This window comes from Paenibacillus cucumis (ex Kampfer et al. 2016) (assembly GCF_019748695.1).
In the GTDB taxonomy this organism is placed as follows: domain Bacteria; phylum Bacillota; class Bacilli; order Paenibacillales; family Paenibacillaceae; genus Paenibacillus; species Paenibacillus polysaccharolyticus.
Map to the genome: position 1 here is coordinate 163,180 of NZ_JACLIC010000009.1, position 12,977 is coordinate 176,156.

General features: G+C 44.1%; 12 protein-coding genes and 1 pseudogene. 2 read left to right on the top strand and 11 right to left on the bottom strand.

What is annotated here, in order from left to right; genetic code table 11:
- Positions 1-3 precede the first annotated feature (3 nt).
- The 4 genes from H7T88_RS05950 to H7T88_RS05965 all read right to left on the bottom strand — a co-directional run bounded on the left by H7T88_RS05950 (position 4) and on the right by H7T88_RS05965 (position 4,812).
- Positions 4-939: an ABC transporter permease gene (locus H7T88_RS05950; RefSeq protein ID WP_154889733.1), complete on the bottom strand. Its 936-nt coding sequence runs from the start codon at positions 937-939 to the stop codon at positions 4-6.
- Positions 932-1,981: an ABC transporter permease gene (locus H7T88_RS05955; RefSeq protein ID WP_154889731.1), complete on the bottom strand. Its 1,050-nt coding sequence runs from the start codon at positions 1,979-1,981 to the stop codon at positions 932-934. Before H7T88_RS05955 ends, H7T88_RS05950 begins: the two co-directional genes overlap by 8 nt.
- A complete protein-coding gene (locus H7T88_RS05960) occupies positions 1,978-3,534 on the bottom strand; it encodes an ABC transporter ATP-binding protein (protein ID WP_154889729.1) in 1,557 nt (518 codons plus the stop codon). Before H7T88_RS05960 ends, H7T88_RS05955 begins: the two co-directional genes overlap by 4 nt.
- Before the next feature lie 150 nt (positions 3,535-3,684).
- Complete coding sequence (locus H7T88_RS05965) at positions 3,685-4,812, bottom strand: BMP family ABC transporter substrate-binding protein (RefSeq protein ID WP_154889727.1); 1,128 nt, start codon at positions 4,810-4,812, stop codon at positions 3,685-3,687.
- A gap of 266 nt (positions 4,813-5,078) precedes the next feature.
- On the opposite strand from H7T88_RS05965, the gene H7T88_RS05970 reads away from it, so the two are divergent.
- The gene (locus H7T88_RS05970; RefSeq protein WP_154889725.1) at positions 5,079-5,840 is read left to right on the top strand and encodes an AraC family transcriptional regulator; all 762 of its coding nucleotides are present in this window, start codon (positions 5,079-5,081) and stop codon (positions 5,838-5,840) included.
- Between the two features lie 377 nt (positions 5,841-6,217).
- Positions 6,218-6,457, top strand: coding sequence for a hypothetical protein (locus tag H7T88_RS05975; RefSeq protein ID WP_221787642.1), 240 nt, complete (start codon positions 6,218-6,220; stop codon positions 6,455-6,457).
- Positions 6,458-7,002: 545 nt separating this feature from the next.
- Here the strand turns inward: H7T88_RS05975 and H7T88_RS29235 are convergent.
- From H7T88_RS29235 to srtB, 7 genes and pseudogenes are all read right to left on the bottom strand, one after another.
- Positions 7,003-7,260: pseudogene (locus H7T88_RS29235) on the bottom strand (CD3324 family protein); the annotation flags it as partial.
- A gap of 11 nt (positions 7,261-7,271) precedes the next feature.
- On the bottom strand, positions 7,272-7,976 hold the full coding sequence (locus H7T88_RS05985) for a hypothetical protein (RefSeq protein WP_221787643.1): 705 nt from the start codon (positions 7,974-7,976) through the stop codon (positions 7,272-7,274).
- 233 nt (positions 7,977-8,209) lie between these two features.
- A complete protein-coding gene (locus tag H7T88_RS05990) occupies positions 8,210-9,085 on the bottom strand; it encodes an AraC family transcriptional regulator (protein WP_221787645.1) in 876 nt (291 codons plus the stop codon).
- A 103-nt stretch (positions 9,086-9,188) separates the two neighbouring features.
- Positions 9,189-10,439, bottom strand: a complete 1,251-nt coding sequence (locus H7T88_RS05995; protein WP_221787646.1) for a TerD family protein — start codon at positions 10,437-10,439, stop codon at positions 9,189-9,191.
- A 239-nt stretch (positions 10,440-10,678) separates the two neighbouring features.
- The gene (locus H7T88_RS06000; protein ID WP_221787647.1) at positions 10,679-11,089 is read right to left on the bottom strand and encodes a VOC family protein; all 411 of its coding nucleotides are present in this window, start codon (positions 11,087-11,089) and stop codon (positions 10,679-10,681) included.
- Positions 11,090-11,332: 243 nt separating this feature from the next.
- The gene (locus H7T88_RS06005; protein ID WP_221787648.1) at positions 11,333-11,971 is read right to left on the bottom strand and encodes a hypothetical protein; all 639 of its coding nucleotides are present in this window, start codon (positions 11,969-11,971) and stop codon (positions 11,333-11,335) included.
- A 209-nt stretch (positions 11,972-12,180) separates the two neighbouring features.
- A complete protein-coding gene (srtB, locus tag H7T88_RS06010; protein WP_221787649.1) occupies positions 12,181-12,957 on the bottom strand; it encodes a class B sortase in 777 nt (258 codons plus the stop codon).
- Positions 12,958-12,977 lie beyond the last annotated feature (20 nt).

Genomic DNA, 12,977 nt, shown 5'->3' on the forward strand with positions numbered 1-12,977 from the left:
TCCTCAGTTCGTTTTTTGTGCGAATTTACGCCGCTTCTTACGTGTCTCAGCAATCGCATAAACAATTAGTCCGATCACGGTGGCTACATAAGGCAATGTACCGATTAACTCAGCCGGTATCTTGAGCACCTGCAATGCATTAGCCAGTGCCTCCGCTCCACCGAATAGCAGTGAGGTCAGGGCTGTGCCTACGGTTGTACTGCGTCCCATAGACTCCGCTGCGATGGCAATCCAGCCCCGGCCAGCGATCATATCTCTGGTGAATAGAGATAAATATCCCATCGACATGTAGGCACCACCCAAACTGGCAAAGAATCCACTCAGCAACAAAGCCATATACTGAATTTTCACCACACTGACACCAACCGACTGTGCCGCATGCGGATTCTCACCGACGGAACGAATTTGCAGACCTAGTGGCGTACGTTTTAATAAATAATAGACGGCAATAACGGCTAGAATGGAAGCATATGTCAAAATATGATGCCCTGACAGAATCGGGCCGAGCACCGGAATTTGTTGCAACAGGGGAATATCTATACTAGGCAGCACCTTGCTCGGCAAGGACGTAGATGAACCTTTGTCACCACTAAGCAAGTACAGTAGAAACACCGTTCCCCCTGATGCAAACATATTGATGGCAACGCCGCCGAGAATAATATGCGTCTTGAATTTAAGGGTGAAGAAAGCAAGCATTCCGGCAATCGCCGTACCCGACAGCACTGCGCCAAGTAATCCGATCCAGGCACTGGCCGTGTATGAGCTGACAACAACCCCCGCCAGTGCGGATACGAGCATGATTCCCTCCATACCAATGTTGATGATCCCAGCTCGATTGGAGATCAATGCACCTAAAGCCGCGAACAAAATCGGAGTAGTAACCCGTAATACAGAGAAGGCAAAATCCGTCGTTAAAATGACGTTCAGCAGGCTATTCATGCAGTTTGGCCTCCTTCAGCAGCATCCGATTCTTCCAGAATTTCAAGAACTGCTCCGCAGAGATCAGCAAAATAATGACTGCTTGAATAATGGAAATCATCTCGGAAGGCACATCCGACAAACGAGCCATCAGGTCCGCACCGATACGAATATAGGCGAGGAAGAGTGCGGCACCAATGACGGAAAGAGGATTGTTCTTGGCAAGCATGGCCACAAGTGCACCATCCAGTCCATATCCCGGCAATGCCGTCCATTGAAAGCGATTATACATGCCCAGCACTTCGACCGAACCACCCATACCGGCAATAAAACCTGCAATTAGGTGCACCAGAATGATGACTTTTGCTGTTTTCATACCGGAGTATCCAGCAAATTCGCGGTTGGCTCCCGTCATGCGCAGCTCATATCCCCACTTCGTGCGATACATGAAATAATGAGCAAGAACAATCAACACCAGCACAATGATCAGTCCGGTATGCAGCCGTGTGCCTGGCATTATTTTGTCCAGCTGTGCCGTCTCGGCAAATTTATAAGATACATTCGAGAACGCCTTGGCATCCCGCAGGTGATAATTCAACAGATACAAGCCAATTCCAAAAAAGATGCTATTAAACATCAGTGATGTGACCAGTTCATTGGCATTCCATTTGGCCTTTAGATAACCGGGAATAGCTGAGAGTAGTGCACCCACAATCGAACCCGCTCCAATCGCCACGATCGGGTGCATAATTCCGTTCATGCTTAGATGAATAGCCAGAATGGCAGCAACAATACCTGAGATATAAAAGATGCCTTCTGCGCCCAAATTGAACATGTTCGTTTTAAACAGGAGTGACACCGACAGCCCTGTAAACATGAGCGGGATTGCCATTTCCACAACATTGCCCATGCGGCTTAAGGTGGACAGCGGCTCAAACAGGAAGATGCGGATAGTCTCTACAGGCTGGCTGCTCACCAGAGAGATAATAATAAATGCAATAGCTAAAGAAATAAGAATGACTGCTGCCGTGCGGTATACTTCAAAATATTTTAATCGGATCATGGGGAAGCCTCCTCCTCATACTGCTCCTGCTGCTCACGAATCCCAAGCATGTAGAGACCCAGCTCCTCTTCGCTGACGCTTGACGGCGAATCCAACCGGGCGGCAATCTTGCCGTCATATAACACAAGCAGTGTATCACTCATTTCCAGAATTTCATTCAGATCAGCCGATACAAGCACAATTGCAGAGCCCGCATCCCGTAGCTCCAGCAACTTCTGATGGATAAACTGTGCCGCTCCAATGTCCACCCCCCGCGTAGGTTGCTCTGCTATGAGCAGATCCGGTTCGGTTGAGCACTCACGGGCAACGACTACCTTTTGCATATTGCCTCCTGACAACATACCGATTGGCTGTGACGGGCCGGAGCAACGAACCTTGAATTCCTCCACCAGAGAACTTGCCAGCTTTTGAATGGATGACATACTAAGGAGCGGCCCTCTATTCAGCAATTTCGAACGGTACCGGGTGGAGATCAGATTGTCTGCAATACTTGCCTCACCAGCTGACCCCTGGCGCATCCGGTCTTCCGGGATGTAGGAGACGCCGAGCCCACGAATCTCACGGATACCGAGTGAATGAATATCCTTTCCCTTCATTTCGACCTTGCCGCCTGCATAGCGGTTCCCCAAGCTTCCAGTCAGTGCTTCTACGAGCTGACTTTGCCCATTGCCTTCTACACCAGCAATCCCGACAATTTCTCCTGCACGAACATGAAAGCTGATATCCGACAACAGTGCCTTGCCTTCGGGATCAACTGCCCCTAAATTCTGCACAGACAGTACAGGCTCACCATAATTCTTCTGCGTCTTGTCATACTTAAGCACAACATCCCGTCCAACCATTAGCCGTGATATTTCCTGTTCTGTCACATCTGCAATGTTAAGCACACCCTCGGTACGTCCGCCACGCAAAATGGTAATTCTATCGCAGATCGCTTTCACTTCTTTCAGCTTGTGCGAGATAAACACAATCGTATGTCCTTTTTCTTTCAGCAGCTTCAACTCTCGGAACAACTCTTCTGTCTCCTGTGGAGTTAGTACGGCTGTAGGCTCATCCAGAATGAGTATTTCTGCACCACGTAGCAGAGCTTTCAAAATCTCTACCTTTTGCTTCATCCCTACGCTCAAATCCTCAACCTTGGCCCTTGGATTCACGGACAGATTGTACTTGCGCGCCGTTTCCTCCGTCATGCGGACAGCTTCTGCATAATGAATGCCCACACCGCGTCTCGGCTCCATGCCGAGCACCATATTCTCAGCCACGGTGAAGGAAGGAACGAGCATGAAGTGTTGATGCACCATACCGATTCCAAGCGCAATAGCATCCTGAGGGTTGCCAAGCTTGATCTGTTTTCCTTTTAACAAAATCTCGCCTTCGCTCGGCTCTTCCATGCCAAACATCATCTTCATCAATGTAGACTTGCCCGCCCCGTTCTCCCCGGCGATGGCATGAATCTCTCCCTCCTGCAAGGAGAACTGAACATTCTTGTTAGCGACCACCCCATTGGGGTAAACCTTTGAAATATTACGCATTTCCAACAGTGCGCCGGACATGTCGGGTTGCTCCTCTCTACTAGCAATGTGCACAAAAAATGTACAGCCGAAAATGCATCAATGATCATGACTACATCTCCAGCTGTACAACATACACTCGGTTATTTCACTCCGATGATCCTATCCAGTAAACGAATGTTTATGCTTATCTTATGGCTTCACGCTATTACGGATCGCTTCGATCTCTGAGGTTTCCATGCCCATCGCATTGGATACCTTAATCTCTTTGTTTTCAAGTTTCTTCTTGATCTCTTCTACTTTCGCTTGCAGATCAGCAGGGAATACACTTGTATAGATGTCATTCTCCGCAATACCAACACCGTTCTCGACAAAGCCCATCACCTGGCGCTTTCCTGTCTCCAGCTTGCCCTCTTTCGCCTGGTTCACGGCTTCCAAAATCGAAGTGTCGATCTTTTTGATCGCAGAAGTAATGATAAGGTTAGCTTTGGCAGGGTCTGTCTCTTTGAGCAACGCAGCCTGGTCCGAGTCCACGCCGATCGCATACTTGGTTTTTTCCTTGGCTGCATCAAAAATCCCCAGGCCTGTACCGCCCGCTACGTTAAAAATCACGTCAACTCCCGAGTTATATTGAATAAGGGAAAGTTCTTTTCCTTTGGCCGGATTGACGAAATCACCAGCATAAGATACAGCGACCTTAATATTTGGATCTACGTACTTAGCTCCTTCAATGTAACCGACGAGAAAAGCATTGATACCGGGAATGTCCATCCCGCCCAGGAAACCGATCAGGTTGTCCTTGTTTGCATTTGGCATGTCCGACTTGGTCGTGAGCGCCGCAACCGCTCCCGCCAGGAAGGATACTTCATTAGTAGAATAGGACATATTATATACATTGGCCGGGGCATCCTCGATGTCTGTATCGTAGTTAATGAACGTTTTATCCGGATGCTGCTCCGCAGCAGCATTAAACATTTCTGTAATTTCAGAGCCACCAGAAATGACGATGTCCCAGTCCTCAGCAGAAATATCGTTAAACGTTGGCTCCCACTTTGTTTTGTCTGCACCCATTTCAATGACCTTGGTCTTAGCGCCCAGTTCGGACTTAACTAGCTCAAGACCATGATTAGCAGCGTCGAAGAAGGATTTGTCTCCCAGTGTACCTGGAATCAGCAATACCACTTTCAGTTGATTGGTCTGCTCACCGCCATTCCCCGTTCCTGCTGAACCCGTTTCACCTGTTGTACCCTTCTTACCTCCACATGCGGACAGAAGCAACAACAACGCTACCATACAAATTACCAACGCATTCTTCTTCATGTTCTTTACTCACACCCCTGTTTGTTGTTAAAATCATGGATAATCTGTCGTGCTTACAGCCCAGCTTTATAAATCATGTAAATTAAAACCTAATTCTGAATTGTAATGCGTTTTCTTTTCTGCTATAACCGAACGTAAAAACGATTACTTTCATTTAACATTCGTTTATGAGTATGATCATAACAAAATCAAGCCATTATATTTATATGATTTCGGTCGCTTTTTTGTACGATTCGGCTAATTGTCGAAATTAGGGGGAAACAATAATGGATCAAGTTCTATATGTTGTCAGAGCCGAACACGTCCGGTTCACACATATCATCCCTCATCGCCATGAATGTTATGAGTTGGTATATTATTTTAAAGGGAACGGGACATCCATGATTGGAGAACATAACTACCATTTTCAAGCTGGAACCTATGCACTTATTCCGCCACACCAACAGCATGATGAGGATCATCGCGGGGACGCTGAGGTACTTTTTGTTGGATTTCAGACGGATCTGTCCGAAATTGCCGAGCTGCAAGGCATGCATCAGGATGACCGGGAGCATAACATCTATAACTACATGCTACAGTTGAACACGGAATATACACGGCGGGGTGAAGGTGCTCAGGACTACCTGAACGACCGTCTACACCATATGTTACTGCACTTGCTCCATCGTGGAGGTAACAGCATGTACCCTCTGTTCTCCGGAGATCGACTCCAACATGTGCTTTCATATATAAATGAACATTTCACACAACGTCTCTCCATCGAGATGTTAGCGAACATGTCCGGATATAGCTATGATCGCTTCCGGCATCTGTTCAAAGAGAAATACGGAGCCTCCCCTTCTCGATATATGCTAATCAAACGCCTGGATTACGCAAAGCATCTGCTTGCCAGCACACAGATGTCCATCTCGGATGTCTCCGCCGAGGCTGGATTCGTGAATGATGCTCAGTTCTGCAACATGTTCAAAAGAGAGACTGGTACAACCCCGCGCTCCTATCGCAAAAACTTGCAGATCACGAACATCTAGCACCCTTGATTTTTGCTCTGTGAGAGAGTGAGGGTGCCAGATGCTTTTTTGGGGTTATACCTCGCCTGTTGCTACGTTCAACTTAACGAACGAAAAACGCCCTATCTACTGGTTTGTTGATAACCGTAAACAGGACGTAAGATTGTTCTTATTTTTATGGATAGACCTTGTAAAAACCGGCACGTTATAATACTCCCCAAATCCCCTCTCGTCAAGAAATAATGTGCGAATGAGCGATATAACGAGCGAGCCCCCCTCTATTCTTTCTATACAGTAATGAATTTCCGGATATGCAGGGCAATATCACTTTTTTCAATTCATCCGATATCACGTAAAATATTGTTCAGATTGATGAGGAATTAAGAAAGGAGCTTTACATGAACAGCGTGGATAAAATCCAATTTTTTCTCTTTTATGGCGAAGTGCCTGAGGCAACTTGTTACGGGTATATGGAGATAAATCAGGATGGCAATATGATTGCTCTCTACAACAATTATGGCGAAGAGATCGACCTGTTTGGCGGGCATGCAATGGTCAAGGTGCGGACGCTTGGCAAATTAGATGATGAAGACCGCGATAATTTTTACTCCCTGTTAGAAAGTGATGGCGTAGGATAAACTGCACAATGTTTGCTTTACTACTAAACTTTGTAGATTAAAAAGAAAGAATATCATTTTCCCAATTACATTAAGGGCCTCCTTTACAGGATGGCCCAGCTATTAAATCAAACTTTATTAACAAAAATGAATACATTGCCGAAATGTTTCATGAATCTTTTATACTCGGCGTTTTCTTTTAATACAATGATGGAGGGATAGGCATTTATTTTGCTTTGTTTCAACGAAGCGAGCAATCCCTTCTGCATCATGCAATGAAACTTTCCTTCCCTATACTGAATAAGAAGTGGTGGGGACATCGATGTATCATCACTTTCGCTTGCTACGTTCTCCACGTTATCGAATTCTTCATACTGAATAAGGCGTAATGGAAACTGCACCACTCCAAAGTATAAACCATCTTCCTTTATGAGTCCCTGCACATCGGGAGAGGCCTGGCAAGTGAGCAACAAATAGCATTGTATCCATTCTTCAAGCATGCCGGTATTGGCATAGCTTACAGCTGATTCTAGTATCGGAGAATACGTTAATTGTGCATCGGTATGCTTCGAGTAGATGATTTTCTTAATAGAGTCCAGAGATAAATAATATTCATCCGCAAGTTCTGATACAGTGAGCCCATGAGCGTACTTATTTCGGATCATTCGATTGCGCTTTCTGAGTTGAGTTCGGTAACCCGACGTTTCGCCCCAACCCTTTTTTTCCTCCCCGGAAGGAATATACAATAGTTTGCCTGCCGCATACTTCTGAACTTCTTTCATCAGTTCCTCGGGAAGAACATCGCTAGCATTGATATATTTCATAATATCACCATCTATAACGCGTAAATTCGATCTTTTAGTTCACTGATAGACTTCATAATGGACCAGCAGGACTCCGTATCATCAATAGATGCGTGCCAGCGCAAGACGTCAATGCCTTTATAATAAGCCATACATAGAAATCTTTCCTGAAAATCGGGTATGACAATCTCCCTTTTTTTGCAGTAATCAAATAATAATTCTGGAATACGCAAGTATGGCTTATTTAAATCCATAATTACAAAATCGAGAAGAAAATCGCCGATGCCGGATCTGCTCCAGTCAGGGAATCCAACCGTCGTTTTGCCATCCGTGATCATATTAACGAAGAATGTATTGTTATAGACCAAATAGCGTTTCCCCTCACAATACGGGATTCTATCCTTCATTTCCTGCAAATATGTTTCAAAAAATTCACGATCAAGTATCGTTGTCTCGAACATCTCCTGCCAATTATACCAATAGCCCTCTTGAGGTTCTGCGAATGTTTCGATCAGAAATTCTTTACAGCTTCCGTATTCTGTTTTGCATTCCTCATCAAATTCACCGTAGCCCTCGATTCCCTGGATATCAGATACATGAATTTCCATGATCTTGTCAAAAAATAGCTCGTGGCACTCCGCAAACTCTTCCAGGTTTAATTGATCAGCGATACGTCCATTCGGCGTCATATTTACTTTTTCAGATAACATCGAACGAATCATGTGGTCCTTACTCATCTCTTCTTCTCCTTTTCTCAATTAAGACTCATCAGGTGCGCATCTGACATAAGAAAAGGATACCACTCGAATGATGCGGGATATAGGCAATGAATATCTTAAGTGAACTTTACATAGCTCTATAAAAATTCCCCTATACTTGGATCAGGGTTTACCATGCTGTGTTCAAACATACGTTTAAGGCCATCCTCTGATGGATGGCCTTAAATACAAGTAACCGCACTACTATTCTATTATCTTGGAATAACAGGTATCCAAATCTCGCTCTTAAAGTTGGGAGATGACACATCTTTACCTTCATTCCATAAGATTTCCGGTCCTTCCGCCACTTCATAGCTGGCAGAAGGAAACCATTCGGAATAGATTCGACCCCATACCTGTTGTAACGTTTCCGGGAAAGGTCCAGCCGCTTCGAAGACGGCCCACGTCATTGCGGGAACCTCTAACTTTGCAAATCTCTCAGGAAACTCCTTGGATGATGTAGCAGCACCTATATAATGGTCCAGCTCTCCTCTTTCCTCCATTCGCCCTTCAGAAAAATGCACCGAAGCTGAAATTAATCCCTGTGGCTCAACATTGGAAAGTTGTTTCAATTCACCAATATCTTCACTGGTTAAGCTTTGCCACATTGATGCAATTTCCGGGTTCACCCCGTCAAATTGAATGGGTACCCTCTTCATTATGCCTACAATATAGAACGATTCCTTCTCAACAACACGATAGTTCATTGCATTTCCTCCCTGAACAGTTAATTGGAAGGTCATTCGTGGATAGGCTACTAAAGACGACACATGCGACCTGACCGATGATGGCGTTATTCCGTGCAATGCTTGGAAAGCTCTGGAGAAAGCATCAGCTGATCGATAACCATATTTCACTGCCACATCCACAATTCTTAAATCTCCAGCTTGAAGTTCGAATGCCGCGAGAGTCAGACGCCTCCTCCGGATGTATTCCGACAACGGAATGCCTGCAAGAAAGGAAAACATTCTTGAAAAATGATAGTCTGAACAATGTGCCCGTTTCGCTGCTTCCTTCAGATCGATGTCTTCCTCAAGATGATCTTCAATATACTGTAAGGCTCTATTCAGATTGGCCAGCGAATCCATCCAAATGACCTCCTTTCAGGTATAGAATATCAAGAGTGGAATGTTCACATCCGACATTTCATGCACAGATTTGTGGGACAGTTAACTTGAACGAACCATTTGATTATTTATAGTCATTCATCGGCCCTTTATCCATGATCACTTCTACCATTTTGGAAGATCCCATCTTGAGCTTGGGCCTATTCTCTGAATTAGGCTTACTATAAAGCTCCAATGGACTTATGATTACACCGTCTGGTGTGTTATACAGTATTCCTGGTACACAGGTATATATCTTATCATTGTTATTAGCATTCTTAGCCGAGATCGTAACAGAGGTTCCCTCATGATTATCTATACTCATCGAGACCTTGTATCTGTAGAAAGAACCTGTCCCATTGGACTGAGCTGAATAAACGACAGGAACAACCGCGAGGATATCATCTCTTAATCTTAACTTGATCACCTCTGTCTTAATGGCTTGGTTACTTCTCCCCACATCACCCTTATGTTCTACAGCACCGTTACCAAAGCTTTGAAGTGGCGGTACGCCCTTCGCACCAAACATAGCTACATCAATCTGCTTACCATCCTTGGTGTAGACCAAAGCGTAGATATCATAATCCGTTCCAGTCTCCCATGATACTGTAGCTGTAATCTCTGGTGTTTTATCTATGAGTACTGACTTTTGCCCTTTTTCGAGGTTAATCTTACCCGTTACCTTTTGAAGATTTAATGATGATTTAGATGATTGGGTATTTGTCTGATCAGCAGCAGCTCCACTCATTGAATCAGACACTTTTGGTGATGGATTTGGAGTAATGTGAGGCTCAGCAGGTTTGCTTGGTTCGTCCGCTTCAACCTCAACACCATAGTTTTTACACAATCCTTCAAGCCCTGAATTAAATCCGCGCCAGATTGATTTTGCCTTGGTTTGTCCATTCCTTAAATATAATTCCAGAACTACGATTCCATTTTCATTCGTGAAGCTGGAGGGAGATAACTGAATAACTGTATTATCAGTACATATTTCAGCTGTCAGATTTTTCACATTCGAAAATCCTGTGTTATGATCCTCTGTCAGTGTTATTGCTATTTTGGTTATCCCTTCAGGAACTTTATCCATATCGAAATCAATTCTATGTACTTTGGTATTACTTGCTTGCTCGGAGGGTAAAAGAGTGGCTACACCTGTGGAACTTGTTGGTTGATTGTAAAAAATGATCCCGCTATCTCCTTGCACCTTGTCGGACTCCGTTAAAAGGAAGGCCGTTAGTGAAACATCGATGAGATTCGAAATCTCGTGGCTAATCTTGATACTCCCTTTTGCCGCACTTAAAGTTGTATTTGCTCCCATCTGAAGAAACTGACTCATTCAAAATCACTCCCTATCCATTGATGTCTCGTACTCAAGCTGATCTTTTCGTTCCCAAAGCGCAGAATATGTACTGACTCACTTATATTACCACAAGAAGGAAATACTTAGGAGCTGAATCGCTGCCGTAGTTATGAGTTGCTTTTTTCCGCCAAATACAGATTTAAAAACGCCCTGTCTACTGATTTATTGAAAATCGTAAACAAGACGTGATTTGATTTTATGCGTATATTTATAAGTTAATGTCTATCATTTAATCGTTGAATCGCTTCTTTGGTTATCGGTTGAAAGAAGTTTACCATGTTGCCATCCGGATCACGAAATAGCATTGAGCGGTTTCCCCACGGCATTGTGGTTGGTTGTTGCACCCAATCATGAATGTATGTTTTCAGGCGCACGTATTCCGCTTCGATATCAGCAACATGAAACTCCAAAATGACCGGATGATTCATGGCCTCGGCTACATTTTCAGCGTCCACCCCAAATAATGTTGTGGTCTGGGTGTGCCCGATGGCAAGCGTGCATGATGGTAAAACAAACTCTGCAAATACAGGTGCAGGGCGCTCCGCTGTAACCCCAAGAACGTGTTCATAGAACGCTATAAGACCCTCTACATTGTCAGTAATGATACGTACAGAAGCAAAATTCATAACAGATCATCCTCCCTAATTTTCTACATTATTTATCCCTAAATCTTGTTACTTACCTGTCTCCCTTGCTGCACTGATCTGATTATAAAAAAACGCCACTGACAACGTTATGTCAGTAGCGTTTATAGGTACTCTTTGGATTTACATATCACGAAGCAGAGACGTTCCAATTCGCCTCTCCCCAAATAACCGCTGCAGAGAACAGGACGGTTAAGGATTTCATGCGATTTTGGTCTATTGCACTTAAGAAAACTGACAGAAACCGGCTACAGGGTGTTCTATTTCAGTACCCATTTTGGCGAAAATATATAGAGAACCAAAACCAAATGGATAATTGCCATCCTCTTGAATCAATGTATCGGGATAACCATCTTCATCGACTTGGAAAAAGAATGATAGTGACTCTTTTTTGAGTTTTGCAAAATAATAGTCTTCATCCTGAATCAGTCTCGGATTACCGCCCACCTTGATCAAAAAGGGCTGCTCCATTGATTCTTCGTCCTTGCTTCGTTCTCCGTGTGAGATGGAGTGTCTTATCAGATCCTTGTGAGTAAAGGACCCCTGGATGCTTTCTGCTGAAACAGGATGTTCAATCACCTTGATCGAGCAATCAGGATAGATGTTATTTTCCAGATAGCTTTCACGATTTTCAGGGATAAAGATCGAGATCATGCTCTCTGGTTTGAAGGGATGGTTAAGGCTCAGATAAAAAGCATACTTTTGGTTACCTTCGTGGATGAGTTCAGATTGGTCATCAAAAAACTCAGGTGCATTACCGCCGATCCAGCCTGCTCTATGTTCACTGGTTAAGAACGGTTCGGCATAATAAAGAATAGATTCTACTCTAGTCGTCAACATATTCGCTTGATTCTCTATCGGCACTTTACAACTCCCTCTCCAGAATCTGATATTTACTTGTTTATTCGCGTATAGCACTCATCTCCATTATAAAGAAGACTCCTCTCTAATCCACCTACGTTTAACCTCAATCCTGAAACTTCATTAAAAGTCAGGGGATAACACAAAAAAACGTGTCCTCTAAAGAGGACACGCGAGATGAAACCCATTCATTTGGTGTTTCGTCATCGGCCTTAACGCTTTTTAGCAACTACCGCTAGCCGGCCATTTTCAGTCGAATATTCACATGTGGACAGTACAACAAGTTTATCACCATACTGAGCGTTTACACCTGTGTCGTAAAGAGCGAGTTTTTTGATATTCTGAACATATGAATCAAACTCGGTGGACGTCTGTACATCCCCAATTTGATAGTACTTAAACACGTCATCTGATTTACGATACACTTTGGATAGAATCACAGCAACAATCTCGTACTCTTCCTTTTCGTAAAGCGTACTAAACTCGAATGTAGCGTGCTCTTTATAAAAGCTTTCACTCTTGTATTTCATTAGGTCTTTAAACATCCAGCCACTTTTCATATGATGTCCGTGAATTAGCAAAATATCTGAACCCCTGATCTGGCTATGCCTGTCCAAAAAAGGAAGGCCACCTTGGGTTTCCTTCTTATCGAAATCATGATCCAGATAATAATCCGCATCCTCTGGATTTTGCATGACAGGATATTCAATTCGAGTGCCGTTAATCTTCAGCCAGCCCACTATGTCCGAGTTCCGCTCGTAAAGGGCTTGAAATTCAGGAAGTATGACTCGCTTTTTCTTCTTATTGAACAAAAAAGAGGGGATTGCATCCCCTCCGTTTTTATTCGACCCTTCCTCCCACATGTTCGCCAACTCATCTATTTTCTGTTGCTCAGCATAATCTCGCAGCAGCGTTCTCGAAATACCGATGAGAGAGAATACCAACACAAGGGAGGAAATGGCGATAAGAATTTTTTTGGTTTTGCTCATGTTCTTACCGCCTTTCCGGT